The organism is Streptosporangium sp. NPDC049078, assembly GCF_040648855.1.
In the GTDB taxonomy this organism is placed as follows: domain Bacteria; phylum Actinomycetota; class Actinomycetes; order Streptosporangiales; family Streptosporangiaceae; genus Streptosporangium.
On sequence record NZ_JBEZEL010000008.1, the window covers coordinates 164,116 to 190,538 of the forward strand.

A 26,423-nucleotide genomic window follows, 5' to 3' on the forward strand; every position below is an offset into this window, starting at 1 on the left:
AGACACGGACGGAGACGCGGACGGAGACACGGTCGCGTGGGTGGGCGTGTCCACGACTACGCCTCGTCCGCCGGGCCGAGGCGCTCCTCCAGTCGTTCGAGCCTGAGCAGGACGGGGCGCAGCTCCTCGCGTACGGCCGCCGACAGGGCGCTCGCCGCGTCGGCGGGCAGGACCGGGGGAGTGACCGGGGGAGCGGTGGTGGCCCGGGTCTGTGCTCTCAGGTGGACGTATCCGGCGAGTGCGGCCGAGACCGCGTGGCGGGTCAGCCGGTGCTCGGCGCCCAGTTCCCGCAGGATGCGCCCGGCCGCACCGTCCGGTTCCGCGACCAGCCCGAGGAGCAGGTGCTCGCAGCCGACGTAGTTGTGGCCGAGCGAGGTGGCCTCGGTGACGGTCATCTCCAGGGCCGCCGCCGCGGGCCCGCCGAAGGTGAGGGTCTCGGAGGAGCCGGAGGAGGTGGTCTCGGCGACAGGGGCCGGGGCGTCGCGGCCGAGCCGGTCCAGGCGCCGCCGCACCTCCTCGGGGTCGATCTCCAGGGCACCGAGAACCTGGAGCGCTAGATTGCCTCCTTCGGCGAGCATGCCGCCCAGCAGGTGCTCGGTGCCGACCTCCGTCGCGCCCAGTGCCCTCGCCTGCTCCACCGAGAGCTTCACCACCTCCCGGGCCCGCGGGGTGAAGTGGGTGAGGCGCGCCGTCAGGTCGTCGAGGCCGGAGGCGCCGAGCGCCGTCTCGCGGATGGCGGTCACCCGCCGTACCGCCTGTTCCAGAGCCCGCTGGCAGACGGCGGAGACCGGCACCCCCGCCTTCTTCACCGCCTCGGCCAGCTCGTCCGGCAGGTAGACATTGATCTTCGGCATCAGGTCGCCCCTTTGGGGTTAGAGAAGGGTTATAACCCATTCATAACCCCAAAGGAGGTGCCTGTCTAGCGCGTCGCGCCGATGAGGAACCTGGCGATGCCGGGGGAGAGGGCCGCGCCCCTGGCGGAGAGCCACGCCAGATGGTTGCGGCTGCTGAAGGCGGCGAGCCTGCGGGCCTCCAGCCGGGTGAGGTCGCCGGACCTGGCGAGCACGGGCGTGAGGGCGATCCGACGCCAGGCGGTGCTCTCGCCCAGGGAACGGGCTATCTGCGGATGCGCGGCACGGACGGCCGAGGCGATCGGGCGCAGGCGGCTCTCGGTGACCGGGGCGGTGCCGAGGGGGGCCAGGAGGTTGACGGCGGCGATCTCGGCGCCCGCCGACCGGGTGGCCCGGAGCATCTCCTGGTCGCCCGGGGACAGGCCCGCTCTCGTGATCGGGAGGGTGAAGCTCACGGTGAGGGAACGGCCCTCGCGGGCGGCCTCGCGCTGCAGGGCCGCGATCGCCCTGGCCCGCCGCAGCACGACGGCGTCATCCCCGGGGGCGGAGACCTCGAAGTCGATGTAGGCGGCACCGAAGACGCCGATCGCCCGGCGGTAGGCGGCGGTGAGCCTGGCCGGATCGGAGCAGGCCGCGGCGAGCTCGCGCCCCTCGGGGCCGCCGAAGGCGATGCCCGCGTTCCCGCCCGCGGCGCGCAGCGGGGCGAGCCGATCGGTGAGCGGGCCGCCGACCCGCGCCCCGAGCCCTCCCCACCTGGGCACGCAGCCTTTCTGTCCGGCGGTGAGGTGGCCCAGCGTGAACCAGCGCACGTGGCCCCTCCGCACCTCCCTCGACAGGTTGAAACGCGGCCCGCGGGCCGCGTCCACGAAGGTCACGAAGCCCGACGGGCGGGCGACGGCAGGTGTGGCCGACGGTGTGGCCGTCGGCCGCGAGACCGGCCCCGAGGACGTCGCACTCGGCCCGGCCCGCCCGACGACGGCCCACTCGCCGTGCGCCCTGGAGGGCAGCAGCCAGACCGCGGCCCCGGTGCCCGCGGCGAGCGCGATCGAGGCGAGCACCACGAGGGGCCGGGGTGGAGTGCCGGGCTCGCGGGTCCTGCGGGTGCCGGGGCGTTCGGTCGCCACAGACATGTGATCCCCTCCTCGACGGCCAGGGGACGATCGCTGTGAGTCGTCGGCCCGCTACCCGTTGCGTCAGAGGCCAGAACGTTAGCAAGCGTTCCCGCCACGGCGCGGGCTTTCAACGGATGCCGTCCGGAGTGCCCGGATAATGGCTCTCATGAAGTTGAGGATCTTCACTGAACCGCAGCAGGGTGCCACCTACGACGAGTTGCTGGCGGTAGCGCTGGCCGCGGAGCGGCTGGGGTTCGACGCCTTCTTCCGCTCCGACCACTACATGCGGATCGGCCCCGGCGAGGCGGGGGCCGGCTCCACCGACGCCTGGACGACCCTGGCGGGCCTGGCCAGGGACACCTCCACGATCCGTCTCGGCACCATGGTCACGCCGGTCACCTTCCGGCTGCCGGGCCCGCTCGCGATCAGTGTGGCCCAGGTCGACCAGATGAGCCGCGGGCGGGTCGAGCTGGGCCTGGGCACCGGCTGGTACGACGCCGAGCACATCGCGTACGGCATTCCGTTCCCGCCGGTCGGCGAGCGGTTCGGGCGGTTCGAGGAGCAGCTGGAGATACTGGTCGGGCTCTGGACCACGCCGGTGGGCGAGACCTTCTCCTTCGAGGGCGCCCACTACAGGCTGGCCGACTCGCCCGCGCTGCCCAAGCCCGCGCAGAGCCCGAAGCCGCCGATCATCATCGGCGGCACCGGCGCCAGGCGCACCCCACGTCTGGTCGCCCGGTTCGCCGACGAGTACAACGTGCCGTTCCGCACTCCCGAGGACACCTCGGAGGCCTTCGACCGGGTCAGGAAGGCGTGTGAGGCGGAGGGCAGGGAGCCGGTGCTCCTGTCCGTGGCGCAGACCGTCTGCGTCGGCTCCGACGACGCGGAGATCGAACGGCGGGCCGCGGCGACCGGGCAGGACCTCGCCGCGCTGCGGGCGGCGGGCCTGGCGGGCACCCCCGCCGAGGTCATCGAGAAGATCGGCCGGTTCGCCGAGCTGGGCGCCGAGCGGATCTACCTGCAGGTGCTGGACCTGGACGATCTCGACCACCTTGAGCTCATCGCGGACGAGATCCTGTTCCGCGTGTAGGTCACCGGCCTTCGCGTCGTCCGCGTCCACGTCACCGCCCGTGGACGGGGTCCGTCCCTTCCCGGCCTCTCCTGTCGCCAGAGGTCACCGCGTCACCGGCGGACCGAACCGGAGCGGGGCGGGGCACGGGCTCGCGGGAGATGGGGTGCGCGTCGTTCACGGGCGGGTCGGCCGCGGACCGGCCCGCCGTTAACCGATGGCCGTCCAGGAGGGCGTGCGGCACACTGGGCGGGGTGTTACTGACGATCTCCACCACCGTGCGGCCCGCCACGGACCTCGGCTTCCTGCTGCACAAGCATCCCGACCGGGTCCAGGAGTTCGGGCAGTCGTACGGCGTGGCACGTGTCCTCTACCCCGAGGCGGGCGAGGAGCGTTGCACGGCGGCGCTGATGCTCGACGTCGACCCGATCCGCCTGGTGCGCTCGCGCGACCGCGCCACGCCCGACTACACGCTGGGCCAGTACGTCAACGACCGGCCCTACGCCGCCTCGTCGCTGCTCGCCGTGGCGCTGGCCGACGTGTTCCGCACGGCGCGCACCGGGCGCTGTGCGAGCCGTCCCGAGCTGGCCGCCGGGCCGATCCCACTGGAGATCACCTTGCCCGTGCTGCCGTGCAGGGGCGGTCCCGGGCTCGCGCACCGGTTGTTCGAGCCGCTGGGCTGGCGGGTCGAGGCGACCGCGCTCCCGCTCGACGAGGAGTTTCCCGAGTGGGGCGACTCGCGCTACGTGCGGCTGGTGCTGCGCGGTGAGGTCCGCCTGGCCGACGCGCTCAACCAGCTCTACGTGCTGCTTCCCGTGCTCGACGACGCCAAGCACTACTGGGTGGCCCCCGACGAGGTGGACAAGCTGATCAGGGCGGGCGGGTCGTGGCTGGCCTCCCACCCCGACCGCGGTCTGATCACCCGCCGCTACCTCGGCCGCCGCTGGGCCCTCACCCGTACGGCCTTCGCCCGCCTCGCCGAGGTCGGCGACGACGTGGAGGAGGACCTCGAACCCCCGGTCGAGGAGGACCCCGCGGCCGAGCTCGCCACAGAGGATCACGCCGGGAAAGACGGGGAGGACGGGGAGGACGGGGAGGACACTGCCGCGGAGAGGGCCGCCGAGGAGGGCTCCGCTGCGGAGCGTTCCTCGGGGGAGGACCCCGCCGCGAAGGAGTACGCCGGGCGGAGCGGTCCCGCGCGTGGGGCCTCACAGGAAGGTTCCGCGCCCGCCGACGCCGTCAGGCGCCCGTTGAACACCCTGCGTCTGGAGGCCGTGCTCGCCACCCTGGAAAGGCTGGACGCGGGCACCGTCATCGATCTCGGCTGCGGTTCCGGCCGGCTGGTCGGGGCGCTGCTCGAACGGCCCCGCTTCACCAGGGTGACCGGGGTGGACGTGTCCTCCCGGGCGCTGGCGTTCGCGGCCAGGCGGTTGAAACTCGACCGGATGCCGGAGCGACGGCGAGAGCGGCTGGAACTGTTCCAGGGAGCGCTCACCTACACCGACGCCCGGTTCGCCGGATACGACGCCGCGGTGCTGATGGAGGTGGTCGAGCACGTCGATCCACCGCGTCTGGACGCGCTGGAGCGGGTGGTCTTCGGAGCGGCGCGGCCGGGGCACGTGATCGTCACGACCCCCAACGTCGAGCACAACGTCCGCTACGAGTCCCTGGACGGCATGCGCCACCCCGACCACCGCTTCGAATGGACTCGCGCCGAGTTCCGCGCGTGGGCGGCGAAGGTGTGCGGCGAGTACGGCTACCGCGTCGAGTTCCTGCCGATCGGCGACGACGACCCCGAGGTGGGCCCACCCACCCAGATGGCCCTGTTCGGCCTCGCGGGCGCGTCGGGCGGTTCCGGAGGCACGGAGGGTTCCGCGGGCACGGACGGGTTCGTGAGCGTCGGAGGCGCTGCGGGCCGTACGAGCGTGAGAGGTCCTGTGAGCGCGGGCAAGGATGGGCGCGCGGGCACGGGAGGCGCGGGAGACGCGGGAGGTGGAGATGACTGAGATCGCCGTACCGGAGATGTCGCTGGTCGTGCTCGTGGGGGTGTCCGGCAGCGGCAAGTCGACCTTCGCCGCCAGGCACTTCGCGCCGACCCAGGTGATCTCCTCCGACTTCTGCCGGGGTCTGGTCGCCGACGACGAGAACGACCAGGCCGCCACCCCCGACGCCTTCGACGTGCTCCACTACATCGTCGGCACCCGGCTGCGGCGCGGGCTGCTCACGGTCGTGGACGCCACGAACGTCCAGTGGGAGGCGCGCAAGCAGCTGGTCGAGCTCGCGAAGTCGCACAACGTGCTGGTCGACGCGATCGTCCTGGACGTGCCGGAGGAGCTGGCGGTCGCGCGCAACGAGACCAGGCCCGACAGGGACTTCGGGGCGCGCGTGGTCGTCAGGCAGCGTAAGGAGCTGCGCCGGTCCATGAGCAGGATCTCGCGCGACGGTTTCCGCCGGGTCCACGTGCTGCGCGGGGCCGAGGAGATCGAGGCCGCCACGGTCGTCACCGAGAAGGCGTGGACCGACAGGCGTGAGCTGACCGGCCCGTTCGACATCATCGGCGACGTGCACGGCTGCCGCGCCGAATTGGAGGCGCTGCTGCGCGACCTCGGCTGGAAGATCGACCCCGGTGGTGCGGGGGCCGTGCACCCCGAGGGCAGGACGGCGGTGTTCGTCGGCGACCTGGTGGACCGGGGGCCCGACTCGCCGGGCGTGCTCCGGCTGGTCATGGGCATGGTCGCGGCCGGGACCGCGCTGTGCGTGTCGGGCAACCACGAGCAGAAGCTGGCCCGCGCGCTCAACGGCCGCAAGGTCAGGGTGGCCCACGGCCTTCAGGAGTCGCTGGACCAGCTGGCCGCCGAGCCGGAGGAGTTCAGGCGCGAGGCGCTCGCCTTCATGGACGGGCTGATCAGCCACTACCAGCTCGACGGGGGCAGGCTCGTCGTCGCCCACGCCGGGCTCAAGGAGGCCTATCACGGCCGAGCCTCGGGCAGGGTCCGCTCCTTCGCGCTGTACGGCGACACCACCGGTGAGACCGACGAGTACGGCCTGCCGGTGCGCTACCCCTGGGCACGCGAGTACCGGGGCCTGGCCATGGTCGTCTACGGTCACACGCCGGTTCCCGAGCCCGAGTGGATCAACAACACGCTCTGCCTGGACACCGGGGTGGTCTTCGGCGGGCGGCTGACCGCGCTGCGCTACCCGGAGCGGGAGATCGTCTCGGTACCCGCCGAGCGTGTCTGGTACGAGCCGGTCAAACCGCTCACCGCCCCCGGCCACCGCGACCCCGGCCTGCTCTCCGTCGACGACGTGCGGGGCACCCACCACATCGAGGTGCGCCACGGCGGTGGCCGCGTCAAGATCCGGGAGGAGAACTCGGCCGCGGCCCTGGAGATCATGAGCCGGTTCGCGGTCGACCCGCGCTGGCTGGTCTACCTGCCGCCGACGATGGCGCCCCCGGAGACCTCCCGCCTGGACGGATACCTGGAGCACCCGGCCGAGGCGTTCGCCGAGTTCGCCGCGGCCGGGGTGACCCGGGTGGTGTGCGAGGAGAAGCACATGGGCTCGCGGGCGGTGGCCGTGCTGGCCGCCGACCCTGAGGTGGCGGCGGCGCGGTTCGGGATCACCGACGGCACCGCCGGAACGGTCTACACCCGTACGGGAAGGCCGTTCTTCGCCGACACCACCGAACTGGTCGACAGGCTCAGGCGGGTGTGCGCGCCGCTGATGGAGGAGCTGGGGTCGAACTGGCTCGCCCTCGACTGCGAGCTGCTGCCCTGGTCGGCCAAGGCCGAAGGGCTGATCCGCGGCCAGTACGCGTCGGTGGGTGCCGCGGCCCGTGCGGTGCTGCCCGAGGCGGTCACCGTGCTGGAAGCGGCGGCCGGGCGCGGTTTGGATGTGGGCGATCTGTTGGACCGCACCCGACGCCGTTCCAGCAACGCTGCCCGTTTCAGGCAGGCATATGCGCGTTACTGCTGGCCTGTCTCCGGGGTGGAGGACCTTCGCCTGGCACCGTTCCAGATCCTCGCCTGCGAGGGCCGGGCGACCGCGGTCCAGGAGCCGCACTCCTGGCACCTGGACCTGCTGTCCCGGCTCGACGACCCGCTGATCGCGCCCACCAGGCACGTGTTCGTGGATCCGACCTCGCCGGAGTCGATGGAGGCGGCCACGGCGTGGTGGTCGGCGCTGACCGCCGAGGGCGGCGAGGGGATGGTCGTCAAGCCGGTGGACCTACCGGACGGGCGCAGCCGGGTGCAACCCGGGATCAAGGTGCGCGGGCGGGAGTACCTGCGGATCATCTACGGTCCCGACTACACCGAGAGCCTGGACGTCCTGCGCCGCCGCTTCCTGGGCCGCAAGCGCTCGCTCGCCCTGCGCGAGCACGCGCTGGGGCTTGAGGCGCTCTCCCGGCTGGTCGAGGGGGAGCCGCTGTGGAGGGTGCACGAGGCGGTCTTCGCCGTCCTGGCGCTGGAGTCCGAACCGGTCGACCCCCGTCTTTGATCTCCCTGTCCGGGGTGAAGGCCGGAGTTCTCCCGTCACGGGTGAGCGGGGCGGGGGTGACGCTTCACGGACCGGGTACCCCCGAGGTCTCCCCGCCCCTGCCCCCCGTGTTCCGGTAGTCCTCCTCCTCCGGAGAAGGACGAAGCGCTCGGCTTTTCCGCCGGGGCGGGGGAGGAGATGGGTTAGGTTCGCATCGTGCCGTCCAGGAAACAGCGGGGTGCCCCGCCCGCGAGACGCCCGCCCTCCGAAGGGCGGGCCGTCGCGCGGCCGAGCCGTGCCGAGCTTGAGGCGGCGGGGGAGGCGACGATCGAGGACGTCCTCGGGCCTTCGCTGGAGGTGCTGTTCTGCGGGATCAATCCTGGCCTGTACTCCGCCGCCACCGGCCACCACTTCGCCCGGCCGGGCAATCGTTTCTGGCCCGCGCTGTACCGCTCGGGCTTCACCCCCAGGCTGCTGTCCCCGGCCGAGCAGGACCTGCTTCCCTCCTACGGGCTGGGCATCACCAACGTGGTGCGGCGGTCCTCCGCGCGGGCGGCGGAGCTGTCCGCCGAGGAGTTTCGCGCGGGCGGGGAGCGGCTGGCGAGGCTGGTCGCCGAGGTCCGGCCGAAGGTGCTGGCGGTGGCGGGGGTGACCGCCTACCGGCAGGCGTTCGGCGTTCCCAAGGCGGTGATCGGGCCGCAGGAGTCCCGGATCGGCGGCGCGGCGGTGTGGGTGCTGCCCAACCCGAGCGGTCTGAACGCGCACTGGACGCTGGACGGGATCGCGCAGGAGATGCGGCGGCTGCGGGAGTCTCTCACCTGACGGGCCGGAGCCCCTCGTACCGGTCGTTACGAGTCGAGACGTTTGGCCGGCTGCGCGGTGGCTTCTTCCTGTCGGGCTGTCGGGGCCCCTCGTACCGGTCGGTACGAGGGGCCCCGAGGAACGGCGGGCCGCCCGCTCGCCCGGAGCCGATCGGGGCAAGGGCGGAAGCGCCCGGGAGGAGATCAGAACGAGGCAGGGGGGCCGATCCGGTCGTGGCGCCTCCCGGAGCGTCCCCGTCCGCGGCGGAGCATTCCCAGCACGGCGATCACCAGCCAGGCGAGGAAGACGAACTTGAGCACCCCGAATCCACCGATCAGCACCCCGGCCACCAGCACCAGGAACATGAGGGGGAAGAGCGGAGGCCCGCCACGGTGGCCCAGGTGGTGGCCCATGCGGTGGTGGCTCCAGCCGGGGTGGTGACGGCGGCCCCCGTGCCGGGGAGGGCCCCAGGAGTGGGCATGCCCGCGGCGCCCGTCCGGCCCCCACGGCCCTCCGCCCGGCCCCCACGGCGATCCGGGGCCCCAGGGGGCTCCCGCGCCCCAGGGACCCCGGGAGTTCTCGGGCTCCTCCTGCCGCCAGGCGTGCGGGCCGGGAAGGTCCGCGCTCACCCGGGCCAGCTCGCCGCCGGTCCGCGCGGCCAGGGTCAGTTCGAGGCGTTCGTCGAGCTCATCACGGGTCAGGCGGCCCTGTGCGTAGTGCTCGCGCAGGGCCTCCATCGCCACGTCGCGCTCGGCGTCTCCGATGCGGAGGTCGTCTCGGGGGATCATGGTCAGGTCACTCCTCGCCGGTGTCGCCGTCGGCCAAGATTTGGTAGAGCTTGCGGCGCGTCTCGATCAGGGTCTGCTTCGCCTGCCGGATCTGCGCGTCACTGCCGGTCTGCAGGATCTGGAGCATGGCGAACCCCGACTGGCGGGTGATGTCCATCAGCTCCCAGGTGCTGTCGTCGACCTCGGGCGTCATCTCCTCCCACGGGGCGCGCACCTCCTCGGAGTGCTCGGCCACGTAGGCGCGGCCGGCGTCGGTGAGGCTGAAGGTCTTGCGGCCCTCGTTCTCCTCGGCCAGGACCAGGCCCTCGTCGGTGAGCTGCTGCAGGGCCGGGTAGACCGCTCCGGGGCTCGGCTTCCAGCCGCCCTCGCTGCGCCGGTCGATCTCCTGGATGATCTGGTAGCCGTTGCGGGGGGACTCGGTGAGCAGGGCGAGGATCGCGGCGCGGACGTCGCCGCGCTTCGCCTTGCGTCCGCGTCCGAACGGCGGCCCGCCGCCGAAGGGCCCCCCGCCGAACGGGCCTCTGCCCCCCCTGCCGCCCCGGCCGAGGTCCCAGGGGAACCCGGGGCCGAAGGGGAAGGGGCCGCCGCGGTGGCCGCGGTGCCGGTGCTCGTGCGGCCCGCCCTCGTGGTGTCCGTGGTGTGGCGTGCGGGGGCCGTGCTCCGGGCCGCCCTCGTGCCATCCGGCGGCCATCTGCCGCCATGCCTCCCTGGCCGCGCGCTTCATCTCGCGCCTGACCTCGTGGGATCCGAATCCGGCCCAGGGGCCGCCCATCGCGTTCGACGATGTCATGTCGTACCTCCGTACCGCGATCGTCTTTTGATCGCTCTCGATGCTTCAAAGATATATCGCGAACGTTCTGACGACAACCCCATGTCGCGAAATGGGGGATTTGTCCGATGGTTACACAGAGTAATTTTTGATTACTCTAAGTAGAAGTGAGGCAGATCACGTAATTCTTGCCGGATTCTGGAACAAGTCCTGAGACCTGCACGTTACAAAGGACGTGGACGGGATCCGTTCCGTACCGGAAGGGCTGGGGGGTGCTTTCGGTACGGAACGGTCCCGTCTGTCGTTTTCGCATGTCCCCACTTGATCGCGACCCTCCCGGGTGCGCGTTCCGCCCTCCGGTGAAGAGTCCCCGGAGGGCTTCTCGCGCGAGACCCGCCTCATGGGAACGACCACTCCGCCGCGAGGCTTCCCGATCGCCGTTCCAGGCACTGTTCGCCCGTTCCATCCGTTCCCCATTCGTAGGAAGATGCGGATGGCGGTCATCTTTCGTGGAGGGGCGGAGAGATCGAAACGGGCCATCGTCGCCTTCGGGCGACCCTGGAGTCGACGGAAAACGATCAGTGTTCGCGTGCCGGGGCCGTTCCGCCCCTGCGACACGCCGATGGTGTGCGATGGCACGGTCCTCCATCTGGGGGAGGCTTTGACGTACAGTCTCCCAGGGTGATCTTGATGGGGGTTTTTGACCGATGATGGGGCATACGCATGCGCTGACGGGTGCGATCGCCTGGCTGGGGGTGGCGCCCGCGCTGGCCGCGCTGCCCTTGCTGACCGAGACGTCCAGGTTCATCGAGACCGGCGTCATGGTGAACGCGCTCAATCCGGCCGAATTCGTCGCCGGAGCCATCATCTGCGCCGGTGCCGCGATGCTGCCGGACCTCGACCATCCGAGCGCGACGATCGCGCAGACGTTCGGGCCGGTCACCTGGGGGCTGAGCAAGGCGGTCTCGTGGCTCGCCGGTGGCCATCGCAACGCCACCCACTCGCTGGTCTTCGCGATCGCCGCGGGTTTCGGCGCCCACTACCTGGCCAACACCTATCCGATCGGCCGCGACATCCTGGTGGTGCTGCTCATCGGCCTCGCGCTGCGGGCGATCGGCATCGGCATCCCGGGCAAGAAGTTCGCCTCGGCGATGCTCAACATCGGTATGACGGCCGGGCTGTTCGTGGTGTTCCGCAGCGACAACGTGGGATACGCCTGGCTGGGGCTGGCGGTCGCGATCGGATGTCTCACCCACGTCGTGGGTGACTGCTGTACGGAGAAGGGGTGTCCGGTCCTCTGGCCGATGCGGCAGAAGTGGCTGCTGCCGTGGAAGATCGGCATCAAGACGGGGCGCGCCTTCGAGCAGAAGTTTCTCGCCCCGGTGCTTTCCGTCGTCGTTCTCGGGCTGCTGTACCTCCGGCTCGCTCCGCAGTGATCATACTGGGGGGTAATTTGATGTCGAGATACCCGGAGGGATATCTTGATGTCGAGACATTTGTCGCGGCCTGTCGGTGACCTGGAAGTTAGGCAGACCTAACAGTTCGGGGCACTCGGGCGGTGCGGCAGGATTCAAGCGCGCCCTATGTGCCGGCGCGCCAGACATCAGGTGATGAGGGAGGCGAACCGTGTCCGCGAACAGCTTTGGCAGCCGTGACACGCTCCGCGTCGGTGACGCGGAATACGAGATCTACCGGCTGGACGCCGTGGAGGGCTCGGGGCGTCTCCCGTACAGCCTGAAGATCCTTCTGGAGAACCTTCTCCGCACGGAGGACGGCGCGAACATCACCGCCGACCACATCCGCGCGATCGGCCAGTGGGACCCGAAGGCGAACCCGAACGTGGAGATCCAGTTCACGCCGGCCCGCGTGATCATGCAGGACTTCACCGGCGTCCCGTGCGTCGTCGACCTGGCCACCATGCGCGAGGCCGTCCGCGACCTGGGCGGCGACCCGGCCAGGATCAACCCGCTCGCCCCGGCCGAGATGGTCATCGACCACTCGGTCATCGTCGACTTCTTCGGCGGGGCCGACTCCTTCCAGCGCAACGTCGAACGGGAGTACGAGCGCAACCGCGAGCGCTACCAGTTCCTGCGCTGGGGCCAGACCGCCTTCGACGAGTTCAAGGTCGTCCCGCCGGGCACCGGCATCGTGCACCAGGTCAACATCGAGCACCTCGCCCGGGTCGTGATGACGCGAAGCGTCGAGATCGACGGCGAGACCGTGCTGGCCGCGTACCCCGACACCTGCGTCGGCACCGACTCCCACACCACCATGGAGAACGGCATCGGCGTCCTGGGCTGGGGCGTGGGCGGCATCGAGGCCGAGGCCGCGATGCTCGGCCAGCCGATCTCCATGCTCATCCCGCGCGTGGTCGGTTTCAAGCTGACCGGCAGGCTCCCCGCCGGAGCCACCGCCACCGACCTGGTCCTCACGATCACCGAGATGCTCCGCAAGCACGGTGTCGTCGGCAAGTTCGTGGAGTTCTACGGTGACGGGGTCTCCAGCGTGCCGCTGGCCAACCGGGCGACGATCGGCAACATGAGCCCCGAGTTCGGCTCGACCTGCGCGATCTTCCCGATCGACGGTCAGACGACCGAATACCTCACGCTGACCGGCCGCTCCGCCGAGCAGGTCGCCCTCGTCGAGGCCTACGCCAAGGCCCAGGGCATGTGGCTCGACCCCGAGGCCGCCGAGCCGGTCTTCTCCGAGTACATCGAGCTGGACCTGTCCACGGTCGTCCCGTCGATCGCCGGCCCCAAGCGCCCTCAGGACCGCATCGCGCTGTCGGACGCCAAGAGCGCCTGGCGCGCGGCCGTCAAGGACTACGTGTCGAGCGTCCAGGGCCCGCTCGACGAGGCGTCCGGCGAGTCGTTCCCCGCCTCCGACCCCCCGGCCGTCTCCCGCCAGGACAACGGCGACAAACCGACCCCGGCCGGCCACGACGGCGACCGGCCGCACAAGGTGGTGCGGGTCACCCTCGCCGACGGCACCGACTTCGAGATCGACCACGGCGTGGTGACGATCGCCGCGATCACCAGCTGCACCAACACCTCCAACCCGTACGTCATGATGGGTGCCGCGCTGCTCGCCAGGAACGCGGTCGAGAAGGGCCTGACCCGCAAGCCGTGGGTCAAGACCTCCCTCGCCCCCGGCTCGCAGGTCGTCACCGGCTACTTCGAGCGCTCCGGCCTGCAGCCGTACCTCGACAAGATCGGTTTCAACCTGGTCGGCTACGGCTGCACCACCTGCATCGGCAACTCGGGCCCGCTGCAGGAGGAGATCTCCGCCGCGATCCAGGACAACGACCTCGCGGTCACCGCCGTGCTGTCGGGCAACCGCAACTTCGAGGGCCGGATCAACCCCGACGTCAAGATGAACTACCTGGCCTCGCCGCCGCTGGTCGTCGCCTACGCCCTCGCGGGCACCATGGACCTCGACCTGAACAACGAGCCGCTGGGTGTGGGCTCGGACGGTGAGCCGGTGTTCCTCGCCGACATCTGGCCCGCGCCCGAGGAGATCGCGGCGGTCGTCGCCTCCTCGATCGACCAGGAGATGTTCCTGCACGACTACGCCGACGTGTTCAAGGGCGACGAGACCTGGCGCTCGCTGCCGATCCCGACCGGCAACACCTTCGAGTGGGACCCGGACTCGACCTACGTCCGCAAGGCCCCCTACTTCGAGGGCATGCCTCCCAAGCCGGAGCCGGTGACCGACATCTCCGCCGCCCGGGTGCTCGCGAAGCTGGGCGACTCGGTCACCACCGACCACATCTCCCCGGCGGGCGCGATCAAGGTCGGCACCCCCGCCGCCGACTACCTGAAGGAACACGGCGTCGAGGTCAAGGACTTCAACTCCTACGGCTCGCGCCGCGGCAACCACGAGGTCATGATCCGCGGCACCTTCGCGAACATCCGGCTGAAGAACCTGCTGCTCGACGGCGTGGAGGGCGGCTACACCCGCGACTTCACCGCCCCGGGCGGTCCGCAGTCCTTCATCTACGACGCCTCGGCCAACTACCAGGCCGCGGGCATCCCGCTCGTCGTCCTCGCGGGCAAGGAGTACGGCTCGGGCTCCTCGCGCGACTGGGCGGCGAAGGGCACCGCCCTGCTCGGCGTCCGCGCCGTCATCGCGGAGTCCTACGAGCGCATCCACCGCTCCAACCTGATCGGCATGGGCGTGCTGCCGCTGCAGTTCCCCGAAGGGGAGACGGCGAGCTCGCTGGGCCTGACCGGTGAGGAGACCTTCGACGTCATCGGCGTCGAGGCACTCAACGAGGGTGGCGTCCCGCAGACCGTGACGGTGCGGGCCGACGACAAGGAGTTCCAGGCGATCGTGCGCATCGACACCCCGGGAGAGGCCGACTACTACCGGCACGGGGGCATCATGCAGTACGTCCTGCGCTCCCTGCTCGCCAAGAGCTGAGCAGGGGGGCGGGGCCGCACGCCGGCCCCGCCCGCTCGGGGGCACACCCCGGACGAGAACCGCTCGGCGGGACACCATCCCGCCGGGCGGTTCCGTGCTTTCAGAGCTTCCACCGCTGAGCGGGGCCGGTCACGCCGTTTCCGCGCTGAGCGCCCGCGCCACGGGACGGCGGGCAGCCAGGCGTGCGGGCAGGGCGGTGAGTGCCGCCGTCGCCAGGAGAGTCGCGAGTGTGGCACCGAGCAGCCAGGAGAAGGGGGGGTCCACCGCGTTCCCGGCGGCGAAGAGCGAGAGCAGGCCGATGCCCGCGGGGACGCCGACGACGGCACCGCCCAGCGCGGGCAGGAGCTGGGCGGTGGACAGCCCCGAGGCGACCTGGCCGGGGGTGGCGCCGAGCGCACGTGCGACGGCCATGTTCGCCCGGGCCTCCATGGCGGTGGTCCAGGTGAACGTGACGGTGTTCACGACGGTGAGGGCGATCACCAGGATGGTGACGGCGAGCATCAGCCGGCGGTCGTGCTCGCCGCGCAGGTTGGGCAGGATGGAGGAGCCGTCCAGACCGTAGCCTCTCTCCGGCTGGGCGTAGAGGGTCAGCAGGGCCACGATCGCGATCACCGTGGTGGCGGTGGAGCACGCCTGCAGCACGGCGCGACCCGGTCGGCGGGCGGTCAGCCGCAGCCCGAGCAGCAGCGGCGTGGGCAGCAGCGCGGACAGCGCGGTGAGCCAGGGGCGGTGACGGGGCTGGTGCGCGGTGGCGGACAGCGCCGTGACGGTCGCCGTGCGACTGGCCCGCAGCGTGGGACGCAGCGTGGACAACACCGCCACCGCCACGGCGAGGACGGTCGTCGCTGCGACGGTGGCGCCGCCGGGCCCGGCCACGTCGCCGATCCGGCCGGCGGTGGGGCCGGCGACGGCGGGCACGACCAGGCGGGCGATCACCAGCCCCAGCGCGTCGCCGGCCAGCGCCAGTGCCAGATACTCGGTGAACAGGACGGTGGCGATCAGACCAGGGGTGGCGCCCACGGCCTTGAGCAGCCCGGCCCGGCGCGTCTGCTCGACGGCGCGTCCCGCGGCCAGCGCCGCGACCCCGGTGACGGCCAGGAAACCGAGCAACCAGCTGCCGACGACCAGGATCGGCCGGCTGTTCCTGAGGACGACCATGTCGTGCTCGGCCGTGAACTGCCAGGAGTGGACGTTCACCCCGAGGGCGGCGACGCGGGAGGACTCCAGGAATGCCTCGGTGGCGGCCGGGTCGCGCAGCTTGAGGTCCAGGGCCGTGGTCACCGGGAGATCCTGGGACGACGCCAGGGCCCGGGCATCCGACCGGGTCATCCAGGCCAGGCCGCTGTAGTCGATGGGACCACCGTACGGGCCGATCTGCGCGGCCCCGGGGTAGATGGAGGTGGCCGCGGTGACGGCGATCCCGACGACGGGATACGACCGGCCGGCGATGACGACGCGGTCGCCGACGCCGACGCCCAGCGCGGTGGCGAAGCCGCGTTCGAGGACCGCGCCGCCGGAGCGTACCCACTGCCCCGAGGTCACCAGCGGCCGGTTGAGCGTGCCGGGCCTCTCGGCGAAGCCGTGCACCACCACCGGGGACGAGGTGGAGGAGCGCGCGGTGAGGGTGGCGTAGACGATGCGGTAGGGGCCGTGGTGGGCGACCACTTCGGGATCGTTCGCCAGCGAGGTCAGGGCCGAGGTCACGGCGGGGCCCGTGTCACCGGAGAGCGCCACCACGTCCGGCCCGGCGGTGGCCGCCCGGGTCTGTTCGTACAGCGCGTCGCTCGCGCCGCGCAGGGACAGGCCCAGGGCCATCGTGGCGGTGGCCACGGTGACCGCGAGCAGGAGCGTCAAGGCCTGGAGCCTGTGCCGGCGCACGTCGGCCGGCACCAGGCGCGCGACGAGCATGATGTGGCCCATGAGCTCAGCCCTCCAGCCCGATCAGCCCGCCGAGCCCGCGCGGGTGGGAGCCGGCCAGCCGGGTGTCGTCGACGAACATCCCGTCGCGCATCGAGATCAGCCGGTCCGCGGTGGCCGCGACCCGTTCGTCGTGCGTGACGACCACGAGGGTCTGTCCCCCGGCACGCAGATCTTCGAAGATCCTCAGCACATCGAGGGTCGCCGCGGTGTCGAGGTTGCCGGTCGGCTCGTCGGCCAGGACGACCAGCGGGTCGTTGACCAGCGCGCGGGCGACGGCGATCCGCTGGCGTTGACCGCCGGACAGTCGTGAGGGCAGGTGGCGGGCGCGGTCGGCGAGCCCGACCCGTTCCAGCAGCAGGCCCGCGCGCCGTCTGGCCTGGCGGCGCGAGTGCCCGGCCAGCAGCGCGGGCAGCTCCACGTTCTCGGCCGCCGACAGTTCCTCCACCAGGTGGAAGGCCTGGAAGACGAACCCCACCGACCGGCGCCGCATGCGCGCCAGAGCTCGCTCGTTCAGCGTGTCGATGCGCCGTCCGGCCACCCACACCTCTCCATCGGTAGGCCGCTCCAGGCCACCCAGCAGGTGCAGCAGGGTCGACTTCCCGCAGCCGCTGGGCCCCATGACGGCCAGTGTCTGTCCCTGCGGCACCTCCAGGTCGACCTCGTCCACCGCGCGGACCCGGCTCTGCCCCCGGCCATGCGTCTTCACCAGGGCGCAGGTCCGGACCGCGGCACTTGACACGTTCATCCACCCTCGATCTCGTCATCGGCCCTGGACCAGGCCCGTTCGCAGGCATCCAGCCAGCGCAGGTCCGCCTGCAACCGCAGCACGACCCCTTCCAGCAGCAGGCCGGCGCCCGACCCCGCCGGCTGGGCCAGCGCCGCCTGCTGCGCCTCACGCAAGCGGCGCAGCAGTTCACGGCGCTGCGCCGCCACCAGTTCCACCGGGTCGGCCAGCCGGGCAGCGGCGGCGGCGGCGAGCTTGAGATGAAACTCCGCCAGGTCTGGTTTCGGCCAGCCCACCTCGGCCAGCCAGGCGGCCACCCGTTGTTGCCCGTCCGGCGTCAGCGCGTAGACCTTGCGCTCCGGCCGCTCGGGCAGGCCGTCCGTCCGCTCGCAGACAACGAGCCCCGCTCGCTCCAACCGGGCCAACGTCACATAGATCTGGCCACGGTTCATCGACTCGCCCAGCGGGCCAAGACTGCGTCGCAGTCGAGCGTGCAAGTGATATCCGTGCGCCGGCTCCTTGGCGAGCATCGCCAGCACTGCGTCCTGCATGTCACCCCTAACGGTTGGCTAATAGATAGCGGTTATCCATGCGGGGTGTCAAAACGGGCACCCGGTGATCTTCTGCACCGGTTCGCCGTCGGCTTCGGCCGAGAAATGAAGGGAAAGGCCGATCGGAGCAACGGGCGATCCTCGGCGATTACGGACGAACAGGTGCACTCGCGGCTGTCACGCGTGAACCGTGGGGGCGTCCTCCGTCGCGGGCCGCGGCGCGACCCGGGGCCGGTTTGACGGCGACGATCGTGGTCAGGTGACATCTGGCCTGGCGGGTCGCACACGGTCCCGAGACGGTTAAGGGTGCGTTTCTGGATTGTTACCGGCCACAACAAACTTTACCTATGGAGGGTCTGGCGCTCCAGGCCAACGGCGGAATACGTTGCCGCAAACAACATTCAACGGAATGGTGAGCCGAGACCCGGCACAGCCGTACCCGCGAATTCGGCATGCCGCCCGTCCGTACCCCCCGTCTTTCTAAGAGAAGAAAGGACCCGTGCACCATGCGCAAGGGGATCCTCAGCCTTACCGCCGCCGCCGCGGCGATGACCCTCGGCCTCACCGCTTGCGGGAGCGACAGCCCCGACACCAGCGCCGCCCCTGCGGAGAGCACGGCACCCGCCGCCGAGGGGAAGGTCGGCGTCATCCTTCCTGACAGCAAGTCCTCGGCCCGCTGGGAGACCGCGGACCGCAAGTACCTGGAGGAGGCCTTCAAGGCCGCGGGTGTCGCCTACGACATCCAGAACGCCCAGGGCGACAAGACCCAGTTCCAGACCATCGCCGACCAGATGATCACCAACGGGGCCACGGTCCTGATGATCGTCAACCTTGACAGCGGCACCGGCAAGGCCGTGCTCGACAAGGCCAAGGCGCAGGGCGTGGCCACCATCGACTACGACCGCCTCACCCTCAACGGCGGCGCCCAGTACTACGTCAGCTTCGACAACACCAAGGTCGGCACCCTGCAGGGTGAGGGCCTGGTGAAGTGCCTGACCGACAAGAAGGCCGAGAAGCCGATCGTCGCCGAGCTCAACGGCTCGCCGACCGACAACAACGCCACGCTGTTCAAGAACGGCTACGACGGCGTGCTCAAGCCCAAGTACGACTCGGGCGACTACGTCAAGGGTCCCGACCAGTCGGTCCCCGACTGGGACAACGCCCAGGCGGGCACGATCTTCGAGCAGATGCTCACCGAGCAGCCGAAGATCGCCGGCGTCCTCGCCGCCAACGACGGTCTCGGCAACGCCGCCATCTCGGTACTCAAGAAGAACAACCTGAACGGCAAGGTCCCGGTCACCGGCCAGGACGCCACCGTGCAGGGCCTGCAGAACATCCTCGCCGGTGACCAGTGCATGACGGTCTACAAGGCGATCAAGAAGGAGGCCGACGCGGCGGCCGAGCTCGCCATCGGCCTGGCCAAGGGTGAGAAGCCCGCGGCGACCGGCTCGGTCAAGGACACCGAGAGCGGCGCCGACGTGCCCGCCGTCCTCCTCGACCCGCAGCCGATCTTCTTCGACAGTGTCAAGGACGTCGTCGCCGACGGCTTCGTGACCAAGGACGAGCTGTGCACCGGCGACTTCGCCGCCAAGTGCACCGAGGCCGGAATCCAGTAGGGCATGGAGGGTGCGGCCGGTCGTTCTCCGGCCGGCCGCACCTTCGCGCTCGACCGCGGCATCCCCCACCCTGTGACACCGAGAAGACACCGAAAAGACGCGGCAGGCGAAGCGTCTCCCGGCGACGGCGACAGGGCGGGGCGCCGCTCGCAGGCGCCCGACCCGCGCGAACTTCGCCGCGCGAAATGAACACAGGGAGCACAACCCCATGACCCCCGCACTGGAACTCCGCGGGATCGACAAGAGTTTCGGTCCCGTACAGGTCCTGCACGACGTCTCCCTCTCCGCGTACGCCGGAGAGGTGACCGCGCTGGTCGGCGACAACGGCGCAGGAAAGTCCACTCTCGTCAAGTGCGTCGGCGGCATCCACCCGATCGACTCCGGTGAGTACTTCTTCGACGGCAAGCCGATCCAGATCGGCAGCCCGCGCGACGCGGCCGAACTGGGCATCGAGATCGTCTACCAGGACCTCGCGCTCTGCGACAACCTCGACATCGTCCAGAACATGTTCCTCGGCCGCGAGCACAAGCGCGGCATCGTCCTCGACGAGGACACGATGGAGGAGATGGCGGCCAAGACCCTGGAGAGCCTGTCGGTCAGGACCGTCAAGTCCATCCGCCAGCTCGTCGCCAGCCTGTCCGGCGGCCAGCGTCAGACGGTGGCGATCGCCAAGGCCGTGCTGTGGAACAGCAAGGTCGTCATCCTCGACGAGCCGACCGCCGCCCTCGGCGTCGCCCAGACGGCGCAGGTGCTGGAACTGGTCCGGCGCCTGGCCGACCAGGGCCTGGCCGTCGTGCTCATCTCCCACAACATGAACGACGTCTTCGCCGTGTCCGACCGGATCGCCACCCTCTACCTCGGCCGGATGGCGGCCCAGGTCAAGACCTCGGACGTGACTCACGCGCAGGTCGTCGAACTGATCACCTCTGGCCGCAGCGGGGACCTCGGCCTCACCAACGGAGTCACCGTATGACCGCCACGATCTCGCAGAAGACCGTACCCGAGGCACCCTCGATCAGAAGCAACTTCCGCGGCTACGCCGAAAGGGTACGCGGAGGCGACATGGGCGCGCTGCCCGCGGTGTTCGGCCTCGTGGTGCTCTGCACGGTCTTCGCCGTCCTGCGCCCCGCCTTCCTGACCGCGGGAAACTTCGCCAACCTGTTCACCCAGGGCGCCGCGGTCACCGTGATCGCCATGGGCCTGGTGTTCGTGCTGCTCCTCGGTGAGATCGACCTGTCGGCGGGCTTCGCCAGCGGGGTCTGCGCCGCGGTGCTCGCGATCATGCTCAGTAGCCAGGGGCTGCCCTGGTACGTGGCGGTGGGAGCGGCGATCCTCACCGGTGTGGTGATCGGCACCACGATCGGCTCCATCGTCGCGAAACTCGGCATCCCGTCGTTCGTGGTGACGCTCGCGGCCTTCCTCGCCTTCCAGGGACTGGTCCTGCTGCTCGTCAAGGGCGGCACCATCATCGCCATCCGCGACGAGACCATCCTCTCGATCGCGAACAAGAACCTGCCGCCCACGCTGGGCTGGATCCTGCTGGCCGTGGGCGTCGCCGCCTACGCCGGACTCCAGCTGGTGCGCTCCCAGAAGCGTGCCGCCCGAGGGCTGACCTCCGACCCGATCTCGCTGATCGCGGTGCGGGTCGGCGCCCTCGCTCTGCTCGGCGGCCTCGCGGTCTACTTCCTCAACATCGAGCGCAGCCGCAACGTCGCCGTCGTCTCCCTGGCGGGCATGCCGCTCGTGGTCCCCATCATCGTGGTCCTGCTGCTGGTCCTGACGTTCGTGCTCCGCCGCACGGCGTACGGCCGGCATCTGTACGCGGTCGGCGGTAACGCCGAGGCCGCGCGCCGGGCGGGTATCAACGTCGACCGGATGAAGATCAGCGCCTTCATGATCTGCTCTTCCATGGCCGCGGTCGGCGGCGTCATCGCCGCCTCGCGGGCCAGTTCCGTCGACCCCAACACCGGCGGCAGCAACGTGCTGCTCTACGCTGTCGGCGCAGCCGTCATCGGCGGCACCAGCCTGTTCGGTGGCAAGGGCCGGGTGCTGGACGCCATCCTCGGCGGCGCCGTGGTCGCGGTCATCGAGAACGGTATGGGCCTGATGGGTTACAGCTCCGGTGTGAAGTTCATGGTGACCGGCTCTGTCCTGTTGCTCGCCGCCGTGGTGGACGCCCTGTCTCGCAAGCGGGCGGCCGCCACCGGCCTAAGGTGACCAGCGACTCCGATTCACCGAAGGAACACCACGCCATGCGGGCAGGTCCCTCCCAAGAGGAGATCAGGCGTCACAACCTTGGGGCCCTGCTCCGGCACGTCCATCTGAGCGGGCCCACCTCGCGTGCGGAACTCACCAACCGGATGGGCCTCAACCGCAGCACCATCATGGCCCTCACCGCCGATCTGACCGCCGCCGGGCTGGTCAGGGAGGAGCTCCCCAGGGAGACGGGCAGGGCGGGACGTCCGTCCCTGGTGGTCCGCCCCGAGTCGGCGCGGGTCTACGTGTTCGCCTTCGACGTGGGCGTCGACCGGCTGGTCGCCGCCCGCGTCGGTCTGGGCGGCACCATTCTCGACCGTCGCGAGACGATACGGCGGCGCGGGGACTTCTCCCTTGAGGAGATCGTCGGTCCGCTCGCCGCCTTCGCCCGGCAGATGCATCGCAAAACACGGCCGGACACGGTGTGCGTCGGGGTGGCGGCGGCGTTCTCCGGGGGAGTGGGCCGCGGCGACGGGGTCGTCAGGTTCGGTCCCAACATGGTCACCGTGGAGGACGTGCCGTTCGCCGACGAGATGGCCCGCCGGCTCGCTCTCGGCCTGCCGGTCACCGTCGGCAACGACGCCAACCTCGCAGCCCTCGCCGAGCAGACCCGAGGCGTCGGTGTCGGCTGCCGCGACCTCGTCTACCTCCACGGTGACGTCGGCATCGGCGGGGGAGTGATCGTCAACGGTCAGCTGCTCGGCGGTCACCTGGGCTTCGGCGGCGAGGTCGGACACATGATCGTCAACCCCGACAAGGGCCGCCTCTGCGGGTGCGGCTCGCACGGGTGCCTGGAGGCGGAGGTCGGAGAGCGTGCCTTCCTGGAGGCCGCCGGCCGCTTCGGCTCCCAGGTCGGCAGGGACGCCGTCCGCGCCGCGGTCGACGCCGCCGACCGCGGAGACGTCGTCGCGCAGGCGGCGCTGAGCCGCGTCGGCGACTGGCTCGGCCTGGGCGTCTCCAACCTCGTCAACCTGTTCAACCCCGACATGGTCGTCTTCGGGGGCACGCTCAGGGAGATCTATCTCGGCTCCGCCGCGCAGGTCCGCAGCCGCCTCGCCCTCGACGCCCTGCCTCCGTGCCGTGAGCAGCTGCGCCTGCGCACCTCGGCCCTCGGCGATGACGCCACTCTCGTCGGCGCCGCCGAACTGGCCTTCTCCCAGGTCCTCGCCGACCCCCTCGAAGTCCTCGCCCGCGCCGGTTCCTGACCCCACGCGGGTTTCCCTCTCCGAGCGAGATCGGCCGACGGACCCGTTGTACGGAAAACTGGCTGGTCAGGCGATGGAGCAGGGGGTGCCGTCGAGGGTGAAGGCGGTGGGTCTGTCGTTGGCGGTTCCGGTCAGGCTCGCCAGGAAGCCGAACTCGGCGCTGCCGCCGCCCGCGGCGAGGGTGCCGTTCCAGGAGGCGTTGGTGACGGTGACGGCCGCGCTGTTCTGGGCGTGGGTGCCGTTCCAGGACTGGGTGATCTTCTGGCCTCCTGCGAAGGTCCAGCCGACCTTCCAGCCACTGACCGGGGTGGTGCCCAGGTTGGTGATCTTCACGCCGCCCTGGAAGCCGCCCTGCCACTGGTTGACGACGGTGTAGGTGACACTGCAGGAGGCCGAGGGGGTCGGGGTGGGCGTGGGAGTCGGGGTGGGGGTCGGCGTGGGCGTGGGGTCGGTGCCGCCCGGCGGGATGACGACGGTGGTGATGGAGTTGGCAGGGAAGGTGCCGGTGAAGCCGTCCGCGCCCACGGGCTGGTCGGCGGCCCGCTGGATGGCCGTCAGGTCGGCGGCGCCGTAACGGTAGACCTGGGCGGTCGACGAGCCGGTGCGGCCGACGATCGCGACGTCGCTGGTCAGCTCCTCGCCGGTCTTGTTGACCACGACGAGGGTGAGCGCCTCGTCGGAAGCGCGCTCGGCGGCGTAGACGGCCAGTTTGCCCTGGTCGGCGCTGGCCGCCCTGACCGAGGTCTCTCCGAACGCGCCGCCCTCGCCGTCGTAGTTGCGGTACATCCGGAAGGCGTGCGCCACCGGTTGGGTGGGCTCGGGCGCCGTCCACAGCGTGGCCAGGTCGAGGCGCTCGCGGCCGAAGATGCCCAGGATGTCGGCCTGGGCCAGCGCGCCGTTGATGTGGCCGTAGGCGCCCCAGCTGTACTCGGTCATGGCGACCTTGGTGCCCGGGTAGTGCTGGGCGGCCAGCTCGCGCATCCGGGGGATCATCCGCACCGGTTGGTTGATCCAGCTCTCGTCGACGTAGGCCGGGTCCCACAGCTGCCGGGTGGAGCGCAGCCGACGCTCCTGGGTGGCGGCGTCACCGGCGTCCTGGTTGTGCACGCCGGCCTGCTGCGGGTAGATGTGGATGTCGAAGTAGTCGAGGATGCGCGTGCCGTGCTCCTGCTCGTAGGCCCTCATCTGCTGCAGGTACCACGGGCCCAGCTGGACGCCGCCGTGTGCCGCCCGGTCGGGCGGGTCGCTCCAGCAGCCCGTCCTGCTGCAGGTGTCCTGGTCGAGGCCGGAGTAGAAGATCGAGTTCAGGCCCCAGCCGACCGGGCCGAGGGTCTTGGCGCCCGGGTCGGCCTCCTTGATCGCGGCGGCGTACTCGTAGGTGCGGTCGCGCAGCTCGTCGTAGCCCAGTCCCGTGGGGCGCACGTCCCGGTGGGTGGAGTGCCACAGGTCGGGCTCGTTGTCGAGGTTGTAGTACTTCACCCCGCCGGCGGTGGCGGAGCCGTACCTGCCCTTGAGGTGGGCGATCCAGTCCTTGACGTACTGCGGGCCGACCTCGACGGAGGTGTCCTCCGGGTCGTTGCCGGTGATCGGCGTGCCGTCGGGCTTCTTGCCGTCGCCGCAGTCGGTGGCCCACGGGTCGACGGACTGCTGCTCGCCGTACTTGGTGACGCTGAACCCGCACGCCTTGGCCCGTTCCTTGGCCACCCAGCCCAGCAGCGGCACGGTGAGGATGCTCTGGGTGCCGGTCGCCCTGTTCCGTTCGACGAACCTGTCCGTATCCGAGCCGTCCGGCAGGTCGCCGGGGCTGGGGTTGTCGTTGGGGATGTTCTCGAAGTACCAGTCCGAGGCCCGGTTGGTGGTGTCGTTGCGGAAGTTGTAGCGGGTTGTGGCGTTGCCGCCCCAGCGGTGGACCGGCAGCCGCAGGTCGCGGGCGAGCGACTCGTCGGCGAAGTTCATGCCATAGATGTCGGGGCTGATCGCGTGCCTGTCGGCCAGGTCGACGCTCAAGGCCGGGCCCGTGACGGCGGCGCCGGCGAGGCCGGTGAGGTGGCCCAGGCCGAGGCCCGCGACCAGCACCCCGGCCGTGGCCGACAGCAGCGCTTTTCTGTGGCGCACGTTGGTCCCTTCCGATGCGTGTGGGAGCTCATGCGCGCCCCCACACGCCATGGGAGCGCTCCGCGCAGCTTTGGGTCCGGGGCCCGGGGTGTCAAGCAAGCGCTTTCCGGGGTGGGGAAACGCCAGGACGGCACTGAAACTTTCGGCTCTCACGGGAGCCTCGTACCAGCATGCGTCGTGATTCTTCCGACTTGCCTGGGTGCCAGGAACTACTGTCGCGGGCATGGTTGAACACGATGTCCTCGATGCCACCCGTGCGGCCTACGATGCCGCCGCCCCCCTGTACGCGGAGCTGTTCCGCGAAGAGTTGCGTGACAGGACCATGGACCGCGCGATCCTGGGTGCCTTCGCCGAGGTTGTGGGCGCGAGTGGCGACGGTCAGGTCGCGGACCTGGGGTGCGGACCCGGCCATATCACTGCTTATCTGGATGAGCTGGGGCTGGCGGTGTTCGGTGTCGACGCCTCTCCCGCGATGATCGAACTGGCTCGGCACGCCTATCCGGGCCTGCGGTTCGACGTGGGCTCGATGGCCGCGGTGGACATCGCCGACGGGGTGCTGGGCGGCGTACTCTCACGGTGGTCCGTCATCCACACGCCACCGCGAGAACTCCCCGTCATCTTGGCCGAGTTCTACCGCGTACTGGCACCCGGCGGTCACCTTCTGATCGGCTTTTCGGCGAGCGATGATCCGTCTCACCCGACACAGGTCTTCGACCACGCGGTCGCACCGGCCTACCGGTGGTGGCCGGATCACCTCGCCGCGACGCTGCGCGAGTCCGGGCTCGCCGAGGTGGGCCGGATGGTGCGTCAGCCTCAGCCCACCGACCGACGGCAGTTCCAGGAGATCCACCTGCTCGCCCGCAAAGGGTAGAGCGCCGGTCGTGTAACCCGGGGTGGGGTCGGATGACTCACGGAAGCCGGGCCGTCGGCACCCGGGGCCACGGGTGCCGACGGCGGTGCGGGTGTTACTTCACGAGGTCCGCGACCAGGTGGCGCAGCTCGATGTGACCGGCCTTGAGCTCGGCGACGTCACCCTCGACGCGCTTCATGGAGAGCTCGAGGTTTCCGGCGGAGCGCTTGACCACGGAGATCTCCTCGCGGAGCTCGGCGTGACCGGTGCGCATCTCGGCGCGCAGTTCGTCCTGTCCGGTGCGGAGTTCGTTCACCTCCGTACGGAGCCCGGCCATCTCTGCCCGGAGGCTGTCCTGGCCGGTGCGGAGCTCGTCCAGCTCCGTGCGGAAGCCCGTCATCTCCGTACGGAAACCGGTCATCTCCGTACGGAAACCGGTCATCTCCGTACGGAAACCGGTCATCTCCGTACGGAAACCGGTCATCTCCGTCCAGAGTTCCGTCGTCACGGTTCGCAGGTCTTTCAGGACATCCAGGATCCCTGCGTTGATCACCTTGCTCTCCTGGCTCTGCGCGCGGAGCGCGGCGACGTCTGTCTCCAGGACGCGCAAGCGGATGTCGGTCGTGTCCAACTCGTCTTTCTCCTTGCCCTTGTACCAGCGGGGGGACCGGACCTGGCTCCGTGGCGTGGAGGGCGCTCACGGGGAGGGGTGTTCAGGCGGCGTCGCCAGACTACTGAATGTCATCGGTTCGTCGCCACTCGTGTTCGCGTTCTGCGGTTGTCTCGCGCCGGCCGGTGGCGGGGGTGGGTTTCGCACCCCCGGAGGATGTGGCTTGCACCGGGTGGAAAAGAACGACCACCCGTCGCGTGCTCGCGGGAACGGCGGCGGGTGGTCGCG

20 protein-coding genes are annotated in these 26,423 nt (G+C 70.6%); 11 read left to right on the forward strand and 9 right to left on the reverse strand.

The genetic code is table 11. The features are described 5' to 3' along the window. Positions 1–56: 56 nt before the first annotated feature. Together AB0B90_RS15350 and AB0B90_RS15355 are read right to left on the reverse strand one after the other, a co-directional pair. A complete protein-coding gene (locus AB0B90_RS15350) occupies positions 57–854 on the reverse strand; it encodes a Clp protease N-terminal domain-containing protein (RefSeq protein ID WP_362922970.1) in 798 nt (265 codons plus the stop codon). 65 nt (positions 855–919) lie between these two features. Further along, complete coding sequence (locus AB0B90_RS15355) at positions 920–1,981, reverse strand: hypothetical protein (protein WP_362922972.1); 1,062 nt, start codon at positions 1,979–1,981, stop codon at positions 920–922. A 148-nt stretch (positions 1,982–2,129) separates the two neighbouring features. On the opposite strand from AB0B90_RS15355, the gene AB0B90_RS15360 reads away from it, so the two are divergent. The 4 genes from AB0B90_RS15360 to mug all read left to right on the forward strand — a co-directional run bounded on the left by AB0B90_RS15360 (position 2,130) and on the right by mug (position 8,330). After that, positions 2,130–3,053 (forward strand): LLM class F420-dependent oxidoreductase, encoded by a 924-nt coding sequence (locus AB0B90_RS15360; protein ID WP_350946665.1) that lies wholly within the window; start codon positions 2,130–2,132, stop codon positions 3,051–3,053. Positions 3,054–3,286: 233 nt separating this feature from the next. After that, a complete protein-coding gene (locus AB0B90_RS15365) occupies positions 3,287–5,038 on the forward strand; it encodes a 3' terminal RNA ribose 2'-O-methyltransferase Hen1 (protein WP_362922974.1) in 1,752 nt (583 codons plus the stop codon). Beyond that, complete coding sequence (locus AB0B90_RS15370) at positions 5,031–7,529, forward strand: polynucleotide kinase-phosphatase (protein WP_350946667.1); 2,499 nt, start codon at positions 5,031–5,033, stop codon at positions 7,527–7,529. The genes AB0B90_RS15365 and AB0B90_RS15370 overlap by 8 nt, the downstream gene beginning before the upstream one ends. A 306-nt stretch (positions 7,530–7,835) precedes the next feature. After that, entirely contained in the window at positions 7,836–8,330 is a 495-nt protein-coding gene (gene mug, locus AB0B90_RS15375) for a G/U mismatch-specific DNA glycosylase (RefSeq protein ID WP_350946852.1), read from the forward strand. A gap of 182 nt (positions 8,331–8,512) precedes the next feature. Here the strand turns inward: mug and AB0B90_RS15380 are convergent, their stop codons facing one another. After that, complete coding sequence (locus tag AB0B90_RS15380) at positions 8,513–9,097, reverse strand: DUF1707 domain-containing protein (protein ID WP_350946668.1); 585 nt, start codon at positions 9,095–9,097, stop codon at positions 8,513–8,515. Between the two features lie 7 nt (positions 9,098–9,104). Continuing rightward, positions 9,105–9,887 (reverse strand): PadR family transcriptional regulator, encoded by a 783-nt coding sequence (locus AB0B90_RS15385; protein WP_350946669.1) that lies wholly within the window; start codon positions 9,885–9,887, stop codon positions 9,105–9,107. Between the two features lie 689 nt (positions 9,888–10,576). Here AB0B90_RS15385 and AB0B90_RS15390 point away from each other — a divergent pair. Together AB0B90_RS15390 and acnA are read left to right on the forward strand one after the other, a co-directional pair. Continuing rightward, the gene (locus AB0B90_RS15390) at positions 10,577–11,302 is read left to right on the forward strand and encodes a metal-dependent hydrolase (protein WP_362922977.1); all 726 of its coding nucleotides are present in this window, start codon (positions 10,577–10,579) and stop codon (positions 11,300–11,302) included. Between the two features lie 190 nt (positions 11,303–11,492). After that, the gene (gene acnA / locus AB0B90_RS15395) at positions 11,493–14,288 is read left to right on the forward strand and encodes an aconitate hydratase AcnA (protein ID WP_350946671.1); all 2,796 of its coding nucleotides are present in this window, start codon (positions 11,493–11,495) and stop codon (positions 14,286–14,288) included. A 129-nt stretch (positions 14,289–14,417) separates the two neighbouring features. Here the strand turns inward: acnA and AB0B90_RS15400 are convergent, their stop codons facing one another. Genes AB0B90_RS15400 through AB0B90_RS15410 form a run of 3 tightly spaced genes read right to left on the reverse strand, consistent with a single transcriptional unit; the run spans position 14,418 to position 17,483 of the window. Beyond that, complete coding sequence (locus AB0B90_RS15400; RefSeq protein WP_350946672.1) at positions 14,418–16,208, reverse strand: FtsX-like permease family protein; 1,791 nt, start codon at positions 16,206–16,208, stop codon at positions 14,418–14,420. A gap of 4 nt (positions 16,209–16,212) precedes the next feature. Further along, on the reverse strand, positions 16,213–16,953 hold the full coding sequence (locus AB0B90_RS15405) for an ABC transporter ATP-binding protein (RefSeq protein ID WP_362922980.1): 741 nt from the start codon (positions 16,951–16,953) through the stop codon (positions 16,213–16,215). Beyond that, the gene (locus AB0B90_RS15410; protein ID WP_350946674.1) at positions 16,950–17,483 is read right to left on the reverse strand and encodes a PadR family transcriptional regulator; all 534 of its coding nucleotides are present in this window, start codon (positions 17,481–17,483) and stop codon (positions 16,950–16,952) included. The genes AB0B90_RS15405 and AB0B90_RS15410 overlap by 4 nt, the downstream gene beginning before the upstream one ends. A 506-nt stretch (positions 17,484–17,989) precedes the next feature. Here AB0B90_RS15410 and AB0B90_RS15415 point away from each other — a divergent pair. From AB0B90_RS15415 to AB0B90_RS15430, 4 genes are all read left to right on the forward strand, one after another. After that, a complete protein-coding gene (locus AB0B90_RS15415) occupies positions 17,990–19,099 on the forward strand; it encodes a substrate-binding domain-containing protein (RefSeq protein ID WP_350946675.1) in 1,110 nt (369 codons plus the stop codon). Between the two features lie 208 nt (positions 19,100–19,307). After that, positions 19,308–20,072 carry an ATP-binding cassette domain-containing protein gene (locus AB0B90_RS15420; RefSeq protein ID WP_350946676.1) on the forward strand — a complete coding sequence of 255 codons (765 nt, stop codon included), beginning with the start codon at positions 19,308–19,310 and terminating at the stop codon, positions 20,070–20,072. Beyond that, a complete protein-coding gene (locus tag AB0B90_RS15425; protein ID WP_350946677.1) occupies positions 20,069–21,316 on the forward strand; it encodes an ABC transporter permease in 1,248 nt (415 codons plus the stop codon). Before AB0B90_RS15420 ends, AB0B90_RS15425 begins: the two co-directional genes overlap by 4 nt. A gap of 35 nt (positions 21,317–21,351) precedes the next feature. Beyond that, positions 21,352–22,560 carry an ROK family transcriptional regulator gene (locus AB0B90_RS15430; protein WP_350946678.1) on the forward strand — a complete coding sequence of 403 codons (1,209 nt, stop codon included), beginning with the start codon at positions 21,352–21,354 and terminating at the stop codon, positions 22,558–22,560. A 66-nt stretch (positions 22,561–22,626) separates the two neighbouring features. Here AB0B90_RS15430 and AB0B90_RS15435 read toward each other — a convergent pair whose 3' ends face one another. Next, a complete protein-coding gene (locus AB0B90_RS15435) occupies positions 22,627–24,675 on the reverse strand; it encodes a glycoside hydrolase family 44 protein (RefSeq protein ID WP_362922983.1) in 2,049 nt (682 codons plus the stop codon). 223 nt (positions 24,676–24,898) lie between these two features. Here AB0B90_RS15435 and AB0B90_RS15440 point away from each other — a divergent pair, with 223 nt between their 5' ends. After that, positions 24,899–25,546: a methyltransferase domain-containing protein gene (locus AB0B90_RS15440; protein ID WP_362922985.1), complete on the forward strand. Its 648-nt coding sequence runs from the start codon at positions 24,899–24,901 to the stop codon at positions 25,544–25,546. Positions 25,547–25,640: 94 nt separating this feature from the next. On the opposite strand, the gene AB0B90_RS15445 is transcribed toward AB0B90_RS15440, so the two are convergent. Further along, entirely contained in the window at positions 25,641–26,156 is a 516-nt protein-coding gene (locus AB0B90_RS15445; RefSeq protein ID WP_362922987.1) for a hypothetical protein, read from the reverse strand. Between the last annotated feature and the right edge of the window lie 267 nt (positions 26,157–26,423).